This is a genomic window from Martinezella sp. CNPSo 3964 (genome assembly GCF_057784375.1).
This window is the reverse complement of record NZ_JBXSOW010000002.1, coordinates 567,795-586,023: the sequence shown is the minus strand read 5'-3', so window position 1 is coordinate 586,023 and position 18,229 is coordinate 567,795. Positions and strand designations below refer to the sequence as shown.

Annotated in this window: 17 protein-coding genes; 9 read left to right on the top strand and 8 right to left on the bottom strand. The window is 60.5% G+C overall.

Annotated elements, in window-relative coordinates; translation table 11 throughout:
* Positions 1 to 8: 8 nt before the first annotated feature.
* Positions 9 to 2,387, top strand: a complete 2,379-nt coding sequence (locus AC13Q5_RS09460) for a hypothetical protein (RefSeq protein ID WP_488501501.1) — start codon at positions 9 to 11, stop codon at positions 2,385 to 2,387.
* Between the two features lie 84 nt (positions 2,388 to 2,471).
* Here the strand turns inward: AC13Q5_RS09460 and rpoH are convergent, their stop codons facing one another.
* Positions 2,472 to 3,380 carry an RNA polymerase sigma factor RpoH gene (gene rpoH, locus AC13Q5_RS09455; protein ID WP_075851418.1) on the bottom strand — a complete coding sequence of 303 codons (909 nt, stop codon included), beginning with the start codon at positions 3,378 to 3,380 and terminating at the stop codon, positions 2,472 to 2,474.
* A gap of 370 nt (positions 3,381 to 3,750) precedes the next feature.
* Positions 3,751 to 4,776, bottom strand: a complete 1,026-nt coding sequence (locus tag AC13Q5_RS09450; RefSeq protein WP_075851416.1) for an RluA family pseudouridine synthase — start codon at positions 4,774 to 4,776, stop codon at positions 3,751 to 3,753.
* Positions 4,777 to 4,826: 50 nt separating this feature from the next.
* Here AC13Q5_RS09450 and AC13Q5_RS09445 point away from each other — a divergent pair, with 50 nt between their 5' ends.
* Complete coding sequence (locus tag AC13Q5_RS09445; RefSeq protein ID WP_457879665.1) at positions 4,827 to 5,204, top strand: hypothetical protein; 378 nt, start codon at positions 4,827 to 4,829, stop codon at positions 5,202 to 5,204.
* A 10-nt stretch (positions 5,205 to 5,214) separates the two neighbouring features.
* A complete protein-coding gene (locus tag AC13Q5_RS09440; protein WP_488501500.1) occupies positions 5,215 to 6,054 on the top strand; it encodes a TrmH family RNA methyltransferase in 840 nt (279 codons plus the stop codon).
* Here AC13Q5_RS09440 and AC13Q5_RS09435 read toward each other — a convergent pair.
* Complete coding sequence (locus AC13Q5_RS09435; RefSeq protein WP_488501499.1) at positions 6,051 to 7,262, bottom strand: hypothetical protein; 1,212 nt, start codon at positions 7,260 to 7,262, stop codon at positions 6,051 to 6,053. The two genes, AC13Q5_RS09440 and AC13Q5_RS09435, sit on opposite strands and share 4 nt — an antisense overlap.
* Before the next feature lie 187 nt (positions 7,263 to 7,449).
* Entirely contained in the window at positions 7,450 to 8,061 is a 612-nt protein-coding gene (locus AC13Q5_RS09430; RefSeq protein ID WP_075851889.1) for a DUF1134 domain-containing protein, read from the bottom strand.
* 302 nt (positions 8,062 to 8,363) lie between these two features.
* On the opposite strand from AC13Q5_RS09430, the gene chpT reads away from it, so the two are divergent.
* Both chpT and AC13Q5_RS09420 read left to right on the top strand, forming a co-directional pair.
* Positions 8,364 to 9,011 (top strand): histidine phosphotransferase ChpT, encoded by a 648-nt coding sequence (gene chpT / locus AC13Q5_RS09425; protein ID WP_075851410.1) that lies wholly within the window; start codon positions 8,364 to 8,366, stop codon positions 9,009 to 9,011.
* 200 nt (positions 9,012 to 9,211) lie between these two features.
* A complete protein-coding gene (locus tag AC13Q5_RS09420) occupies positions 9,212 to 9,574 on the top strand; it encodes a response regulator (protein ID WP_075851409.1) in 363 nt (120 codons plus the stop codon).
* Positions 9,575 to 9,712: 138 nt separating this feature from the next.
* Here the strand turns inward: AC13Q5_RS09420 and ctrA are convergent, their stop codons facing one another.
* Positions 9,713 to 10,414, bottom strand: a complete 702-nt coding sequence (gene ctrA / locus AC13Q5_RS09415) for a response regulator transcription factor CtrA (RefSeq protein ID WP_069611718.1) — start codon at positions 10,412 to 10,414, stop codon at positions 9,713 to 9,715.
* A gap of 441 nt (positions 10,415 to 10,855) precedes the next feature.
* Here ctrA and AC13Q5_RS09410 point away from each other — a divergent pair, with 441 nt between their 5' ends.
* Positions 10,856 to 11,212, top strand: a complete 357-nt coding sequence (locus tag AC13Q5_RS09410; protein WP_075851407.1) for a flagellar export protein FliJ — start codon at positions 10,856 to 10,858, stop codon at positions 11,210 to 11,212.
* Between the two features lie 239 nt (positions 11,213 to 11,451).
* Here the strand turns inward: AC13Q5_RS09410 and AC13Q5_RS09405 are convergent, their stop codons facing one another.
* From AC13Q5_RS09405 to cysQ, 3 genes are all read right to left on the bottom strand, one after another.
* Positions 11,452 to 11,733, bottom strand: coding sequence for a GNAT family N-acetyltransferase (locus AC13Q5_RS09405; RefSeq protein WP_075851405.1), 282 nt, complete (start codon positions 11,731 to 11,733; stop codon positions 11,452 to 11,454).
* Between the two features lie 299 nt (positions 11,734 to 12,032).
* Complete coding sequence (gene sciP / locus AC13Q5_RS09400) at positions 12,033 to 12,308, bottom strand: CtrA inhibitor SciP (RefSeq protein WP_004107124.1); 276 nt, start codon at positions 12,306 to 12,308, stop codon at positions 12,033 to 12,035.
* A 302-nt stretch (positions 12,309 to 12,610) separates the two neighbouring features.
* The gene (gene cysQ, locus AC13Q5_RS09395) at positions 12,611 to 13,405 is read right to left on the bottom strand and encodes a 3'(2'),5'-bisphosphate nucleotidase CysQ (RefSeq protein ID WP_075851403.1); all 795 of its coding nucleotides are present in this window, start codon (positions 13,403 to 13,405) and stop codon (positions 12,611 to 12,613) included.
* Between the two features lie 328 nt (positions 13,406 to 13,733).
* On the opposite strand from cysQ, the gene AC13Q5_RS09390 reads away from it, so the two are divergent.
* The 3 genes from AC13Q5_RS09390 to AC13Q5_RS09380 are packed head-to-tail and all read left to right on the top strand — an operon-like array spanning position 13,734 to position 18,227.
* Positions 13,734 to 14,984, top strand: a complete 1,251-nt coding sequence (locus AC13Q5_RS09390) for a sarcosine oxidase subunit beta family protein (RefSeq protein ID WP_349956131.1) — start codon at positions 13,734 to 13,736, stop codon at positions 14,982 to 14,984.
* A gap of 13 nt (positions 14,985 to 14,997) precedes the next feature.
* The gene (locus AC13Q5_RS09385; RefSeq protein WP_075851399.1) at positions 14,998 to 15,273 is read left to right on the top strand and encodes a sarcosine oxidase subunit delta; all 276 of its coding nucleotides are present in this window, start codon (positions 14,998 to 15,000) and stop codon (positions 15,271 to 15,273) included.
* Positions 15,270 to 18,227, top strand: a complete 2,958-nt coding sequence (locus AC13Q5_RS09380; RefSeq protein ID WP_488501498.1) for a sarcosine oxidase subunit alpha family protein — start codon at positions 15,270 to 15,272, stop codon at positions 18,225 to 18,227. The genes AC13Q5_RS09385 and AC13Q5_RS09380 overlap by 4 nt, the downstream gene beginning before the upstream one ends.
* The last annotated feature ends 2 nt before the right edge of the window (positions 18,228 to 18,229 follow it).

The window sequence follows — 18,229 nt, the reverse complement described above, 5'->3', positions numbered from 1 at the left end:
AAGTACTGATGGCGGATTTTGTAGCAGTTATTCGACGGGCCGTTGACGGCCTGACGGACAATACTCCCGAGATGCGGGTCAAGGTTTACGATAGAGCTCGTGGTGCCGTGCAACGGCAGCTCGAGAGCATGAAGCCGCGCCCGCCCGAGGAAATGCTGCGCCGCCAGCTCGACAAGCTTGAGGCCGCGATCGTCGAGGTCGAGGCCGAACATGCCGAGGCATTGCCGGGCGGCGAGGAGCCGCCGGTCGCCGAAGCGCCCGCACTGCGTGAAGAGGTCGCTGTCGAGCCCGTTCAGGACCATCACGCGGCCGAGGACGTGCATTCGGAGCCGCATGCGGAGGAGCCTGAACCAGCTCCCGCCGAAGCGCATGCTCATGAAGAACCCGGTGTCGCACAAGCCGACCACGAGCAACATGCCCATGACGAGCCGGCTGCACATGACGAGCCGGATCACGCGCGTGAGCACCAGCCCGTAGAGGAATGGCGCGAACCGCATCACGAAGAAGAGCCCTATGCTCCGGCCGCCGAACATGCTGGCGTCGAGCACCATGCCGAGCTTCACGAAGAACCGACCCAGGAACCGGTTTATCACGAAGAGCCGCAGGGCCATGCGGGCGAGCCGCAGCATCATGCTGAAGAGGTGTCGGCAGTCGCTGTCGAGCCTGCGTCTGCGCCATCGAAGCAGGCTGACGACGTCATAAGCCAGGTCGAGCAGATTTGGGCGGAAGTGGATGCATCGACCTCCCATGTAGCACCCGAGCCGGCTGCCTCCCGCCACAATGACCCGGTCATGCCGGCCGCGGCTTTTGCGGAAGCACCCTTTGGCCAACCCGTCGAGGGACCCGTCAACGCGAAGGCAGCAGCCACCAACACGGGCTTTGCCTGGGACGCGGATGTCTTCGAGGAAATGCAGCCCGCACCGGGTGCTTCGAAGCCGGTGCAGCAGGCAGCTCGGCAAATGCCGGAAAATGCCTTTGACGATGTCGATCTCTTTGCGGATGTACATCCGTCCCGCAAGCCAGCCTCCGAAGCCGATGCCGCCAATGACGGCTGGCGCGAGCTTAAGGAGCTTGCGGGTTTCGACAAGCGCGCTGAAGACGAACGAGGCGGTGGTGCTGCTGTTCCGCCCGATCTCGACCAGGCGATGGCGGCGAAGCTGCAGGGACGCAGCTTCCGTATGGAGCCGAAGCGCCGTCGTATCAATGTCACCGGTATCATCGTCACGCTCGTCGGCCTTGCGGTCGTCGGAGGCGGCGGCTACGCAGCCTGGCTGAACCGGGATGCGCTCAATAACATGGTGACGAAGCTCGTCAGTTCCGCTCCGAAGAATGCGGCAACTCCCGCGACATCGGATACGGCAAGCAGCAATGCACCGAGCAAAGGCAATGCCGCAACTCCTGCCCCGCAGGCGGCGGCGCCACAGCAGACCAACATGGCCGCTCAGCAGCCGCAGAGTGCCGGTAACACGGATGTTGCTGCATTGGGTGGCGACCCGAACACGGTCAACACCAAGTTCACGCAACGTCTTCTGGCCAACGGCACGGAAGAGGACGAAGGGCCTGCTCCGAACGGGCAGCCCGGCGTCGTGGAAGGCAAGTCCGTAGCCGAACAGAACGTTGCTTCTGCGGCGCCCTCTGCCACAGCAACGCCTGCCGCCAACAATGCCGGCGCCGCCGCTCCGCAGAGCCAGGCGCCCGCGACTGCCGCGCCGAATACGCCATCTGCTTCGACGGATCAGCAGGCGCCTGCCGCCAATCAGCAGCAGCAACAGGCCTCCGCCAATCAGCCGCCGGCCGTGGCGCAGCAGACGCCGCCTGCCACTGACGGGCAGAAGGTTTTCCTCTATGAGGAGCGCCTCGGCCAGACGTCGCCTACCGCCTTCCAGGGCACAGTCACCTGGTCGCTGCAGGAAGGCAAAGGGGCTGACGGCCGGCCGGAGCCTTCGGTGCAGGGTCTCATCACCGTTCCGGATCGTGGCCTGACGGCGACAATCACAGTCTCGCGGAACTCCGACTCTTCGTTGCCTGCCAGCCACCTGATCGAGCTTGCCTTCCAGGTGCCGCCGAATTTCGAGGGCGGAGCGATCGACAACGTCCAGCGCGTTGCATTGAAGGCGACCGAGCAGGATCGTGGCGATGCCCTGATCGCGGTTCCGGCCAAGGTGACCGATGACGTCTACATGGTCGCGCTCAACGACTTCCCGGATGCGCGCAAGACCAATCTCGATCTCTTGAAGAGCCGCAACTGGATCGATATCCCGGTCGTCTATCGCAACGGCCGACGGGCTCTCCTGACCATGGAGAAAGGCCCGACGGGCACCGATGCCTTCAACAAGGCGATTGCGGAGTGGCAGGCACTCGGCGGCGTTGCCTCGAGCGGCCAGTAAGCTCTTCCTAAATCGATGGATATGGAAAAGGCGGGCTTTTGGCCCGCCTTTCTTTTTTCCGTTAAGCCTGCCGAGCAGGAAGTGTTATGCGGTCGCTTCGACCACGCGCAGAGCCTTGGCGCGCTCCAGCGCGTCCTTCTGCACGGCTTCCTGAACCTTTTCGAAGGCGCGAACCTCAATCTGGCGCACGCGTTCGCGGCTGATGTCGAATTCGGACGACAGGTCCTCCAGCGTTACCGGTTCTTCTGCAAGGCGGCGTGCCTCGAAGATGCGACGTTCACGGTCGTTCAGAACGCCCATGGCGCGCGCCAGCATGCGGCGGCGGGTATCGAGCTCGTCCTGTTCGATCAATACGTCTTCCTGGCTGTCGTGATCATCGACAAGCCAATCCTGCCACTGGCCGGAATCGCCTTCGGAAGCCTTGATCGGCGCATTCAGCGAAGCGTCGCCAGAGAGGCGGCGGTTCATCGAAACGACCTCTTCTTCCGAGACATTCAGCTTGGTGGCGATCTCGGTCACGTGCTCCGGTTTCAGGTCGCCGTCGTCGATAGCCTGGATGCGGCCCTTCAGGCGGCGCAGGTTGAAGAATAGGCGCTTCTGGTTGGCAGTCGTGCCCATCTTTACGAGCGACCACGAGCGCAGGATATATTCCTGGATCGAGGCCTTGATCCACCACATGGCATACGTCGCTAAACGGAAACCGCGTTCCGGGTCGAACTTCTTGACGGCCTGCATCAGGCCGACATTGCCTTCCGACACGACTTCGCCGATCGGCAGGCCATAGCCGCGATAGCCCATGGCGATCTTCGCCACGAGGCGCAGATGGCTTGTGACGAGCCTATGCGCGGCCTGGCGGTCGGCATGTTCCGCATAGCGCTTGGCGAGCATGTACTCTTCCTGCGGTTCCAGCATGGGGAACTTGCGGATCTCGTCGAGATAACGATTGAGGCCGGCTTCTCCGGCGGCAATGGACGGTAAGGTATTACGGGCCATGATTGTGCACCCTCCTATTCGAGATTTGGTTCCTTCTGGGGGCGTATTTTGCGCGCCTTCTGCGAAGCGGACCAAGGCGTACGGGTCCTGGGACCCCGCACTGAACCAAGGTAAAGATAAGTACGGCGAAACGGTGATTCAAGGAGGTGGTCACGCAAGTGTTATAGCAGCGTGACCGCAGGTCTCGCCGTGACATCGCCCTTTGGATTACCTTCCCGAATAGTCCGGTGCCATGTGGCGTGACCATATCGACCTCCCAAACGCGGTCGCGTTTTCGGTCAGCACAGGCGCTCGGACTTCGGTCCTTCATAATCGCTATTATAGGGCCGCAGGTTGCAGTCGTCCAGCGGTGGCGCTGCAGAGCCTGTCGCTATCCCCTGAGTGCAGCCGCCAGCTCTTCCATGTCGTCAGGAAGGGGTGCTTCGAAATGCATGACTTCGCCGGTGCGCGGATGCTCGAATTGCAGCATATAGGCATGGAGCGCCTGACGCGTGAAGCGATGGACGGCCTGCTTTGCAGCTTCAGGCAGGAGATTGGCTTTGGTCTTGAAGCCGCCGCCATAAACGGCGTCGCCGAGCAGCGGGTGGCCTATATGGGCCATGTGCACGCGAATCTGGTGCGTGCGGCCCGTTTCGAGATGGCACTCGATCAATGAGGCAAGCGCGGTCGCATCCGGCGTCTCGTGAAAACGCTCCAGCACCTCGTAATGCGTAATCGCCTCGTCGGCATCCTGCGAATCCGGACGCTTGACGGCGCGGCGCGTGCGGTCACTGCTCGACCGGCCGAGAGGGGCGTCGATGGTGCCGACGAGCTGGCGGGGGCGACCCCAGACGATCGCCTGATAGGCGCGTTCGAGCGAGGTCGTCCGGCCGTGATCGGCAAATTGCTGTGAGAGATGCCGGTGGGCGACATCATTTTTGGCAACGACCATCACGCCCGTCGTATCCTTGTCCAATCGGTGGACGATCCCCGGCCGGCGTACGCCACCGATGCCTGAAAGGCTGTCGCCGCAATGGTGGATCAACGCATTGACCAGGGTTCCGGTCCAATTGCCCGCAGCCGGATGGACGACCAGCCCGGCGGGCTTGGAAATGACGATGACGTCCTCGTCCTCGTAAAGCACGTCGAGCGGGATATCCTCGCCCTGAGGCGTCGGATCTTCCGGCTCGGGCAGGGTGATCTCATAGACATCGCCGGGGCGCACCTTGCGCTTGGCATCCGTCACCGGGGCGCCGTTGAGTGTGACGGCGCCGTCCTTGATAAGGCCCTGCACACGGCTGCGGGAAAATTCCTCGCCAATCTCGGCCGTCAGCCATGAATCGAGCCGTCCTTCGGCACTTTCATCGGCGGTTAGGACTTTTCTATTGCCCGCGGCTTCTTTAAAGGGGTCGCTCAAACGTATTTCTCCGGCGCACAAAGCGCTCTATTGAAAGCAAGGACGCATCGATGACGAATCTCGAGCCAGACGATCAAGAGGAAAAGCCCCTCGATCCGGCCCTGGAGAAAGTCCGACGCAAGATGATCCGCCTGCAGATCGTCTCTGCGGCCGTCATGGTGGTGAGCCTTATGGCCGTCTTCGGCGCCGTTGTCTACAAGACGATGAAGCCATCGGCCAAGCCTGCGGGGCAGGTGGCTTCCGGCATCCCCTCCGATGCTCCTGTTGCCGTCACGGCTCTGCTGCCGGCAGGCTTTACGGTGCAGTCCACGGCGCTGTCGGGCAATCAGGTGCTGTTCTACGGAACGCTTGCCAGCGGCCAGCGCCAGGCCATCGTCTTCGACTACAGCGTCGGCCGTATCGTGTCGACCATATCGCTGTCCAACTGACGGCCCGACGATGACGAGCGAGCGGCTCATCGAGATCACGCATCCCGACGATCCGCGTATCGCCGAATTCCGCAATATTCGCGAACGCGATCTGACAGGCCGAGAGAACCGTTTCATCGCGGAAGGGACCGTCGTGCTGCGGCTTCTCGCCGGCGCGCATGCGGCGGCTGGCGATTTCATCGCCGAGAAAGTGCTGCTGCTCAAAAACCGGGTTGCCGGCTTGAGCGACATTACCGACACCATTCCGTCGAATGTTCCGATCTATGTCGCCGAAGCCGAGGTGCTCGACGGCATTGTCGGCTTCCATCTCCATCGCGGTGTTCTGGCACTGGGGCGTAGAACAGCTGAAGGCGGGCTGGACGCCTTTCTGGCCCGCCTCCCGAGACAGGCGCTGGTGCTTGCCGGCTGCGGCATTTCCAATCACGACAATATGGGCTCGATGTTCCGCAATGCCGCGGCCTTCGGCGCGGCGGCGGTGCTGCTGGACGAAAGCTGCTGCGATCCGCTTTATCGCAAGGCGCTGCGGGTTTCCGTCGGCTCGATCCTGACCGTGCCCTATCGCCGGCAATCAAGCGGCGTCGAGCTGCTTGCGGCGCTTGCCGAGCGCGGCTTTGCGATCTGGAGCCTGTCGCCGCGAGGTGCGGTCGATATTCGTGATGTCCCGGCTTCGGAGCGCATGGCGCTTGTGGTCGGCACGGAAGGGGACGGTTTGCCCGACAACATACTTTCTGCCTTCGGCAGCGTACGGATTCCGCAGGCGCCGGGGTTGGACAGTCTCAATGTCGCGACAGCGAGCGGTATTGCCTTGTTCGAGATGGCCGCGAAGAACGGGCTGCGCTTTAGCGCTTAGGGGTGCTTCGGCACTATGGCGGCGACGCGGTCGGCGAGGCTGACACGCGAGCCGGGTTCGGCAGGATCTCGATCCTTGGGTAGGAGATTGAAGATCGGCGAGTCGTCGCCCTCCTTGAGTGCCGTCAGCGCAACCATGTTGGCGGCGATCTTGGCGATCTCTTCGCGCATGGCATCGTCATGCGCCGGCGTGCGGGCCTTCAGCAGGCGATCCGATAGGGCGGCGGCCCGGTTGCGAACCTCTTCCGTCATTTGGGCGATTTCGTCTTCCACTGTTCGTTCCGGTTCCGCCACCCGTGGCGGCTCGGTTATGGTCCCTTGCTCGTCGGCGCTGCCGGCGATTATCGATGCGGCAGCGAGCTTCGGCGTTCTTGCCGGCTTTTTCGGTGGCGTGAGGCCAGCGGCACGCAACGCCTTACCGGCTTCTTTCGATTCCTTGACGGCAGCCTCCAGCCGTTCCCTGAGGCGAATGACATCCTGGGCATGGCGTTCGATCGCGGTTTCCTTGTCGGCGCTGCCGGCAATCTCGCGGTTGAGGCGCTCCTCGAGCCGCTTGTTCTTGTCATTTTCCTGACGCAGCGATTGCTCGGCATCCGTGGCGCGCAGGCTTGCGGCGTTCAAATCCTGGCGCAATGTGTCGCGCTCGTCCCGCAATGTGTTGATGCGCAGCTTGAGGCTTTCGATCTCGGTTTCGCGCGTTGCGAGATCGATCCTGAGATTATCTGCGTCGGCACCCATTTTCGTCATCCGTTTGCGCAAGCCGTCTATATCGGCTTCTTTCTCGGCGCTGGCCTGCTCGGCCGTATGGATGCTCGATTTCAGCTGGCTGATATAGCTCTCTTCGTGGCGCAGGCGCGAGCGCAGTTCGCCTGCTTCCACCTCCAGATCGTCGATGCGCGTCTGCAGCTCCGCGCCACCAGCGGAAAGGCGGCTCGCCTCCTGCTGAAGCTTGCCGTTATGGATCTGCAGCGCGACGGTCTTGTCGCGCTCCTGCGTCAGAGCGTGTTCGGTCCGAGCGTTTTCCGCTGCGAAGAGCGCGCGCGCCATGTCTTTCTGTGCACGCACTTCCTGCGGGCTCAAGGGCATGGTTGCCTTCAGGCGCTTTTCGGTGAACCAGACGATGCGACGATGGATTGCCGGCGCGATGAGAAAGACCAGTAGAGCGGCCGTCAGAAAGCCCAATCCGAACAAGAGAGCAAATTGAATCACGACGCGGCCAGTATCCTGGAGTTATGTTCGATGTCGATAGAATGATTAATCATGGGTTAGCCATGCGGGCAAGCGTTTAACGTGGATATGGTTTATCCGTGCGGAGCGAAATTTACGGAAAGAAAAGGCCCGCAACTGAAGCGGGCCAAGGCGTGCGCTGCTTGGGAGTTCGTATCGAAAGATCGGTTCAGAAGGGATTCCAGGTCGGGTTCGGCGTGACCTTCAGATAACCCATGTTGATGCCGAGGCGTGCGCCGAGGCCGGTGCGGATCGGAACGAGCACGATATTGTTGTTCTTCAGCACTGTCATGCCGAAGCCGGCGACCACGAAGGCCTGGCCGCTGACGCCGCCGAAGCGCGTGTAGACGCTGTTGATGCTCGGCAGATCGTAGACCAGCATCATGACGCGGGTGCCCTGGCCGCCATAGTCGAGGCCGAGAGACGGCCCCTGCCAGTAGAGCGGATGTTCGCCGGCATTCTTGGTGTTGAGCTGGCCTTCGCCATAGGTCAGGCCCGCCAGGAACGCGCCGGAGCCTTCCTGGCCGAGGATGTAGCCGTTCGGCAGGCCATATTGCTGGAACGCCCGCTCGATCACCTTGGCAAGGCCGCCGCTGGTGGAGCCGAAGAAGGAGTGGCCGGCATCGACGATTTCCTGCGCCGAATACTGATTGGTGGGCGCGGCAGAGGCCTGACGGACCGGCAAGGCGAAGCTCACGAATGCGACAATGGCCAGGATCAGGCCGAGGCCGAGCGTCCTGGTGCCGGGGCTTGGCATTCTCTTGAGGAATTCATAGCGCATGAAAGTCATCCGTTCATCATGGTCGGTGCAACAGAGATGAGCGACCGACGCATTCGCCTTGAATGCGTCAAGCATGGCACATCCCCATTTTCAGACCATTCCGCCCATCTATCGCAGCCCGAATCGCGTGCGAAAAAGTCTGATGGTGATGAATGCATTTTGCGTCGATGGTCTTAACAATCGGTTTACCAAATATGGTGTCATTATGGCGCGCGGTACACTGGCTGCGAAACCCTCGGGCAACCTTACCGTGGCAAGGTGGAACTTCTCGCTTTGCCCTGTCAGCATTCAGGAGACAATGAATGTCGAAAAATCCCAATCTCACTCTGACCGGACCGGATCTGGCCGCGCTGCTGTGCAGCCGCGTCTGCCATGACGTGATCTCGCCGGTCGGGGCGATCAACAATGGCCTGGAGCTGCTCGACGAGGGTGGTGCCGACGCCGACGCGATGGACCTGATCCGCACCAGTGCGCTCAACGCTTCCGTCCGGCTGAAATTCGCGCGCCTTGCCTTCGGCGCGTCGGGTTCGGTCGGCGCCTCGATCGACACCGGCGAAGCGGAGCGGGCGGCCAAGGATTTCGCCGCCGCCGAGAAAAAGACCGAGGTCAACTGGGTCGGTCCGCGCGCGATCATCGCAAAGAACCGCGTAAAGCTGCTGCTCAATCTCTTCCTCGTTGCCTACGGCGCCATTCCGCGCGGCGGCAATATCGAAGTGACACTCGAAAATCCGGAATTCGAGGCGAAGTTCACGATCACCGCCAAGGGGCGGCTGATGCGCATACCGCCGAAATTCGCCGAGATTTGCGCCGGCACGCTGGAAGAAGCTGTCGACGCTCATTCGATCCAGCCCTACTACACGGTGCTTCTTGCCGAGGAGAGTGGCATGGAGCTTTCCTACAATGCGACGCCGGAGGAACTGACCTTCGTGGCGACCATGGTTGCCCAATAACGGTCGATCCATCCGCGTTTTCGCCCGCAGTCGGCTGTCGGCTGCGGGTTTATTTTTTCGTGTATCGAAAATTCTGTGCAATCTTTGGGTTGTCCGCTCAATTGACAATGTAGCGGTAACGAATCCTTAGCTTGCTGCTCCTATCGTTTCAATTTGAAGCTGATATCGGACGATGGAGGCTGATGCCAGGGAGCTCACACATGCAGCGGTTCATGATAACGGATACATCGGATGTCGTACGCAAGGTCGGCAAACGAATCCTGTCCGAGCTGGATTTTCTCGTGAGCGAAGCCGGGGACGCCCGCGAAGCGCTGATGCGCTGCCAGGCTGAAATCCCGGATTATCTGATCGTCGATGCCGGCATGGAAGGGGCACTCGATCTCATCACCAGCATTCGTGCCATGCCGAATGGCAAGGACGTGAAGATCTATTATTGCGTTGTCGAGGCCGACCTTCGCAAGCTGATGGCCGGAAAGCGCGCGGGCGCCACGGATTTTCTGCTGAAGCCCTTCGATCGCAAGATCCTGACGGCCATCTTCGGCAATCGCGCCGCAGCCGCCTGATTTGAACGAGATATATCGATGCAAAGCTAGCCGCCCTTTCGAGGCGGCTACTCTTTTGCGCTCCATTTTGGGGCGAATAAAAAATCCCGCCTGAAGAGGCGGGATTTCTGTGTGTCGGCGGTAAAGACGGGAGGCGGCTCAGGCGCTTTCGGCGAAATCGCTGCTGTCGGGCTCGCGCAGCACATAGCCGCGGCCCCAGACGGTTTCGATGTAGTTGGCGCCGCCGGCAGCGTTTGCCAGCTTCTTGCGGAGCTTGCAGATGAAGACGTCGATGATCTTCAGTTCCGGCTCGTCCATGCCGCCATAGAGGTGGTTGAGGAACATTTCCTTGGTGAGCGTCGTGCCCTTGCGCAGCGAGAGCAGCTCCAGCATCTGGTATTCCTTGCCGGTCAGATGCACGCGCTGACCGCCGACTTCGACGGTCTTGGCGTCGAGGTTGACGATGAGCTCGCCGGTCATGATGACAGACTGGGCATGGCCCTTGGAACGGCGGACGATGGCGTGAATGCGGGCGACCAGCTCGTCCTTATGGAAAGGCTTGGTCATATAGTCGTCGGCGCCGAAGCCGAGGCCGCGAACCTTGTCCTCGATGCCGGCCATGCCGGAGAGGATGAGGATCGGCGTCTTGACCTTCGAAAGGCGCAGGGTGCGCAGCACTTCGTAGCCAGACATATCTGGAAGATTGAGATCGAGAAGGATGATGTCGTAGTCGTACAGCTTTCCGAGATCGACGCCTTCTTCACCGAGATCGGTGGTGTAGACGTTGAAACTTTCGGATTTGAGCATCAGCTCGATGCTCTGCGCTGTCGCGCTATCGTCTTCAATTAATAGAACCCGCATAATTGTCCCCTTTACCGCCGCCGAAAGGTCGTCAGCCCCTTAACGCGATACCGATCAAATCACTGCTTGATTTGGAAGCTGCCATGTAATGGTTAACAAATTCTGATTCACTCTGGCAAGTCGTATCGAATTTATTAAATAATTTTTCCATTGCACTGTTTTCCAACGACAATCAGTAAAATCGACTCCTAAAGTATTGCATTAACAACCAACGCCAAGTGATTCATCTGACTCACCAATGCCGATATGCCGAATTCCGACCACAACATTTACCGAGCCTTAAATCATTGCGCCTATCATTAACGATGCCCGTAAACGAAAGGTTACCAGCGGTAGGCTTTTATTAAGATCGCTGGAAATTTTTTTAACCAAGCCGTCTCAAAGCGGTTCGGCGGGTGGGAATATCGAGAGCCGGGGTCTCGCATCACGGGAGTAATGCGTATGAAGTCACGTGAGAGCCTTGTTCGCCTGAAAGAGTTTCAGGTGAACGAAAAACGCCGTCAGCTGCAGCAGTTGCAGATGATGATGGCGGAGTTTGACCGCATGACGAAGGAACTGGAAAGCCAGATCGTCGTCGAAGAGAAGAAGTCCGGCATTTCCGATCCGAGCCACTTTGCCTACCCGACCTTTGCCAAGGCTGCCCGCCAGCGTGCGGACAATCTGCAGGTGTCGATCCGGGAACTGCAGGTTCAGGAAGAGGCGCTGGAAAATTCGCTCGAGGAAATGCAGGCCGAATATGCCAAGGCCGCAGCGCTCGAAGAGCGTGATGGTTCGGGTCCGGCGCGGGCACGCGCCTGAGATCGCAATTCCGTCTCCTCCTTCGGATCAAGCGTTATTGCGTTCCGGTACGGGGTCCATCTTCGGAATGCGGGGAGTATGATGGAAGCGCATGAAAGCTGCGCATGACTGGCCGTGACGGGGCCGGCCATGCGCAGCTTTTGCGTTTTCAAAGACCAATCCGACCGAACGGACGGATTATTGCCCGCTCACTCGTGCATTGCGTGCAACGGGTGACGTCGCGACTAAAACGCTGCATTTCAGAGATTGACGACGTCGCGCCAGTCATCATGACGTTGCGCCTGGGCCTTGAAAAAGGGGCAGAGCGGGATGATCTTCCAGCCGCCAAGCCGCGCTTCTTCGACGGCGTGAAGCGCCAGCGCCTGGCCGACCCCCTTGCCACGCAGGGCATCCGGCACGCCGGTATGATCGATAATGATCAGCTTGGGAGATGTGCGGGAAAAGGTCATCTCCGCCTCATGGCCTTCGACGGTCGCGACATAACGGCCGCCTGATGTGTTGTTTTCGTTGCGGATATCCATGATTTTCTCCCTTGTCGCGTTTGATGCAACAAGGATTGCATGCGCTATGCCGTCTGCCAACCGTCTAGATTGTTAACGGATCGTCTCCGTTTAAGCCGGTGCCAGACATACGGACCGGCTGAGTTTTTACCGCTAGGCGGCTGGACGCTGAGCGGGCTTTTGCTTCGAAATCTGTTCTTTGACAGGTCATCGGAATATGACGGCGCGCATTCGAAATGCGTTGCTCCAAATAATTCGGGCCTCTTTTCAGAAAAGAGGCCCGAACACAAAGTCAAATTAAGGTGGTGCTGTCGCTGCTGTCAGTGGCGATACTGCTGTATGCGGGTCGTCCGGAGGCCAGCCAGGCCATGGGTATTGATGGACGACTGCCAGGAGAGGAACTCTTCGACGGTCAACGTATAACGTTCGCAGGCTTCTTCCAAGCTGAGCAGACCACCACGCACGGCGGCGACAACCTCTGCCTTACGACGAATGACCCAGCGGCGCGTATTCGGCGGCGGCAGGTCTGCTATCGTCAGCGGGCTGCCATCGGGGCCGATGACATACTTCACTCGGGGACGTATCATTTCGGTCATTGGACTCTCTACACACACTCAAGACCACGTGTGGCACTCTAGCTTGCCACATTTAAAAATTGCCTAAGCACATGGTAAGACTTTGCTAATAATTTTAATGAATGTGGCGGAGGGCTGATTTGCGTATGTCCTGCCTGAGCAAAATGCCCAAAAGCCCCTGTTATTTCAGGGTAAATCACATTCATTCTATGATTTTTCGTCAGTAAAAACTTACGCTTCCGGGTCGAAATTGCAGGGACCGGCCTACTGCTTTCAGGCGCGGGAGCAGGCGCAAGAATTGTTTTTTACTTGCAAAAATAAACTTACGCCGACACGCCGTGCTTCTGTCCGCCCCAGCAGATGAAGTGCGGATTGGCAAAGTCGGCATCCTCATTCTGGTCGGTCTTGCCATAGGTCAGAAGGCCACCCTCGACGGTGACGGTCTTGCCGCCTGCCGCCCGCAGCACGGCATCGCCGGCTGCCGTATCCCATTCCATGGTACGGCCGAAACGCGGATAAACATCGGCCTTGCCTTCGGCGAGCAGGCAGAATTTCAGCGACGACCCGATCGACGTGCAGCCGGAAACCGCGTTGTCGGTCAGGAAGCTTTCGGTTGTCGCGTTGCTATTGCAACGGCTGGCAAGCGCCGTCAGCTTGGCAGGGCGCTCTCGCACTGCAATGTTGATGCGGCCGGTAACGGCAAAATGCTTGTCGACCATCAACTTGCGCGCCCTGCCGGGTTCGCCGGTAAACGCTATTCCGAGTGCCGGCGCGTAGACGATGCCGATCACGGGAACGCCGTCCTCGACGTAGGCGATGTTGACGGTGAATTCATCGCGATGCTCGATGAACTCGCGCGTACCGTCGAGCGGATCGACGAGAAAGAAGGCGCGGCCGTGGATATCCGGAACCTTGCCGGCGGACACCTGCTCCTCGGCAATGGCCGGGATATGTGGAAAATCGCGTTCGAGGTGCCTGAGAATGATGTGTTCGGCGCGCTCGTCGGCCAGCGTGACGGGGCTCATGTCCTGCTTCAAGGCAACCGCGTAGCCAGCACGATAGACCTCCAGAATGGCCTTTCCTGCGTCGAGCGCCGCCTTTTCGAATGTTGCAAGCATTTGCTTTTCGTCTTCCGCGCGCCATGCGCGCCTGAATGATCCGAACACTATATATAGGAAGTTGCGATTGCGAAGTTTAGACTTCCGATGTTCCGGCTTTCTTCGCCTTACCGCTTGATCCGGGGTTTAGCAACAGAGCATCGATCACTTTCGTTATGGCCGAGGCTATGGGCGCGCCGGGCCACCTGATTTCCACTCGGCGGACATCTATTGCCACTGCGCATTCGGAAAAGATCTTGTTCTGTTTGCGAAGCTTTTTCGTCCTTTCGGGACTTGTCGTTTTTATTGCATGTGCGAATGTGCCGCCGGGTAGTATCGGGATGAAGGCATGCGATATTCGGCATATCAGCTTCTAAAACAGGCGTTTTCGGGCAATCGTCATTGGCAGCCAGTGTGGCGGACGCCGGAGCCGAAGCCGCATTACGACGTCATTATCGTCGGCGGTGGCGGTCACGGGCTGGCAACGGCCTATTATCTCGCCAAGGAATTCGGCATTACCAATGTCGCCGTGCTCGAAAAGAGCTATATCGGCTCTGGCAATGTCGGCCGCAACACGACGATCATCCGCTCCAACTACCTGCTGCCCGGCAACGAGCCCTTCTACGAATTCTCGATGAAGCTCTGGGAAGGGCTGGAGCAGGATTTCAACTATAATGCCATGGTATCCCAGCGCGGCATCGTCAATCTGTTCCATTCCGATGGCCAGCGCGATGCTTATGCGCGGCGCGGCAATGCGATGCGCATGCACGGCGTCGATGCGGAGCTTCTGAACCGCGAGCAGGTTCGGCGGATGATGCCTTACCTGAATTTCGACCATGCCCGCTTTCCGATCCTTGGCGGTCTCTTGCAGCGGCGCGGCGGCACGGCGCGGCACGATGCGGTCGCCTGGGGCTATGCGCGCGGCGCCGACAGCCGCGGCGTCGATCTGATCCAGCAATGCGAGGTGATCGGCATCCGCCGCGAGAACGGCATCGTCACCGGCGTCGAGACCAATCGCGGCTTCATCGGCTGCAACAAACTGGCGCTTGCGGCTGCCGGCCACACGTCGATTCTCGGCAATATGGCCGATCTTGAGCTGCCGATCGAAACGCATGTCCTGCAGGCGTTCGTGTCCGAGGGGTTGAAACCCGTTATCGACAACGTCATCACCTATGGCGCGGGACACTTCTATATCTCGCAGTCCGACAAGGGCGGTTTGGTGTTCGGCGCCGATATCGATTATTACAGTTCCTACGCGCAGCGCGGCAATCTCGCCACCGTCGAGCACACGATGGAGGAGGGGGTGGCACTCATTCCCGGCCTGTCGCGCGTGCGCGTGCTGCGCACCTGGGGCGGCGTCATGGATATGAGCATGGACGGCTCGCCGATCATCGATCGCACCCCCATCGAAAACCTTTATCTGAACTGCGGCTGGAACTATGGCGGCTTCAAAGCGACGCCGGCCTCGGGCTTCTGCTTTGCGCATCTGATCGCCAAGAACGAGAGCCACGATGTCAGTCGCCTTCTGCGTCTCGACCGCTTCGAGCGCGGCTTTGCGATCGACGAAGGCGGCAAGGGTCCGCAGCCGAACCTGCATTGAGGGCACAATACCAATGGCAAGCTTGATCAACTGCCCGCATTGCGGCGTGCGACCCAAGGAAGAATTCTCCATTCGCGGCGCCTCCGTCGCCCGTCCGGCAGCGACTGCGCCGGACGAGGACTGGAATCGCTACGTCTTCATCCGCGACAACGAGCGCGGCCGGATTGAGGAATATTGGCATCATAGCGCCGGGTGTCGCCGCTGGCTGGTCGTCGAGCGCAGCAATGTCACCCATGAGGTCTTTTCCGTCACCGACGCCGAGGATAAGGCGAAGGAGGCGGCGCGATGACTGCTTATCGTTTGTCGACCGGCGGCCTCGTCAATCGCAGCCGGCCGCTTTCCTTCCAGTTCGACGGCAAGGAGATGAAGGGACTGGAGGGTGATACGCTCGCCGCCGCTCTGCTCGCCAACGACCAGCTGCTGGTCGGGCGCAGCTTCAAATATCATCGGCCGCGCGGCATCCTGACAGCTGGGTCGGCGGAGCCCAACGCGCTCGTCACCATCGGCAAGGATGGCCGCACCGAGGCGAATACACGTGCTACCGTCGCCGAGCTCTATCAGGGTATGGCGGCTGTTAGCCAGAACCGCTGGCCGTCGCTGAAGCACGATTTCGGCTCGGTCAATAGCTTGCTCTCGCCCTTCCTGGGCGCCGGCTTCTACTACAAGACCTTCATGTGGCCGGCGGCCTTCTGGGAGAAGGTCTATGAACCAATCATCCGGCGCGCCGCCGGCCTCGGCAAGGCGGTCATGCAGGCCGATCCGGACCGCTATGAAAAGGCCTGGGCGCATTGCGATCTGCTCGTCATCGGCTCCGGTCCGGCGGGCCTGATGGCGGCTCTGACCGCCGCTCGCGCGGGCTTGCGCGTCGTACTTGCCGACGAGGGTTTCCGGTTCGGCGGCTCGCTGCTTTCGGAAAGGCTGACGATCGGCGGCGCTTCCTCCGATGTCTTCGTCCAGGCGACGCTCGAGGAGCTGCAGAGCTTCGACAATGTAACCTTGATGCCGCGCACGACCGTGTTCGGCTGGTATGATGGCAATGTTTTCGGCGCCGTCGAGAAGGTTCAGAAGCATGTGGCGATGCCATCCCCGGATCTTCCGATCGAGCGCCTCTGGCGCATCGCCGCCAAGCGCGCCATTCTCGCTTCGGGAGCGGAAGAGCGGCCGCTGGTGTTCGGCGGCAATGACCGTCCGGGCGTGATCATGGCCGGCGCCATGCGCAGCTATCTCAACCGCTACGGCGTCGTTGCGGGGCAGAAGGTCGCCGTCTTCACCAATGGTGGCTCGGGCTACCGCACAGCGGCCGACCTTGCCGCTGCAGGCGTCGATATTTCGGCGATCCTCGATACGCGCGCCGCATCGGCGGATGCCGCTCCTCAGGGTGTCCGTGTGGTGCATGGGGCAAGCGTGCATGCGACCAAGGGCAAATATCGCATCAGCGGTGTCATTGCCGATCGCGGCGGCCTGGACGAATTGATTGACTGTGATGCGCTCGCCATGTCGGGCGGCTGGTCGCCGATCATCCATCTTGCCTGCCAGCGCGGCGCCAAGCCGGTCTGGTCGGACGAAAAGCAGGCCTTCATGGCGCCGATCGTCGGCGGCGAGCTGGAGATTGCCGGCTCGGCAGCCGGCATCGAGAGCGTTTCGGGCTGCCTTGCCGATGGTGCGCAAAAGGCAGGGCTGGTCATCGAAAGCCTCGGCGGTGTGGCTCACGCTGTCGATCTGCCTGAGGTCGAGGGCGAGTATGATGCGTCCTTCGCGGCGATCTGGCATGTGCCGGGCGCAAAGGATAAGGCGTTCGTCGACTTCCAGAACGACGTCCATGCCAAGGATCTCGGCCTCGCGCTGCGCGAAGGCTTCGGCCATGTGGAACATGCCAAGCGCTATACGACGAGCGGCATGGCGACGGATCAAGGCAAGCTCGGCAATGTCAACGCCGCCGGCATCATCGCCGGCATGCGCGGCGTCAGCCCGGCTGCCGTCGGCACGACGACCTTCCGACCGTTCTATACGCCTGTCTCCTTCGGTGCGCTCGCGGGCACGGCGCGCGACAAGCATGCGCAGCCAGTCCGGGAATCGCCGCTGCATGGCTGGGCGAAGAAGAATGGCGCGAGCTTCGTCGAGGCCGGTCTCTGGTATCGTTCGTCCTGGTTCGCCCGGCCGGGCGAGAAGGGCTGGCGCGACAGTGTCGACCGCGAAGTCCTGAACATCCGCAATAATGTCGGGATCTGCGACGTGTCGACGCTCGGCAAGATCGAGATCTTTGGCAAGGATGCGGCGGAGTTTCTCAACCGCCTCTATTCCAACGCCTTCCTGAAGCTGCCGATCGGCAAGGCCCGTTACGGCCTGATGCTGCGCGAAGACGGTATGGTCTTCGATGACGGCACGACGAGCCGGCTGACACCAGATCATTTCTTCATGACGACCACGACGGCGATGGCCGGCGAGGTGATGACGCATATGGAATTCTGTGCCCAGACGCTCTGGCCGCAGCTCGACGTTCGTTTTGTCTCGTCTTCTGATCAATGGGCGCAGATGGCGATTGCCGGCCCGAAGGCACGGCTGGTGCTGGAGCAGATCGTCGAGGACGATATTTCCGACGCGTTCTTTCCGTTCCTCGCCGCTGCCGAAGTCATGCTCAAGGGCGGCCTGCGGGCACGTTTGTTCCGCATCTCCTTCTCGGGTGAACTTGCTTATGAGCTTGCTGTGCCTGCCGGCTATGGCGAGGCGGTGGCCGATGCGATCATGGAAGTCGGTAAGGCGCACGGCATCTGCCCCTATGGCGTCGAAGCGCTGAACGTGCTGCGCATCGAGAAGGGGCATATCACCCATAGCGAGCTGGATGGCCGCACCACGCCCGACGATGTCGGACTTGGCCGCATGATGTCGACGCAGAAGCATGATTTCATCGGCAAGAGGCTGTCGACCCGCTTCGGTCTGACCGCCGCCGACCGCGGCCAGCTTGTCGGCTTGAAGCCGATCGACACCACGAAGGAGTTTCATGCCGGCGCGCATATTCTGAAGGAGGGCGCCCGACCTTCGACGGTGAACGATCAGGGCCACGTCTCTTCGGTCTGCTTCTCGCCCACTCTCGGTCATTCGATCGCGCTTGCTTTCCTGAAGTCGGGCCGCGAGCGCATCGGCGAGCGCGTGGTCGTCTGGGACGGATTGCGCGGCGAGGAAGTGGCGGCAGAGGTCTGCAGCCCGGTCTTCGTCGATCCGGACAACAAGAAGCTTCAGGGATGAGG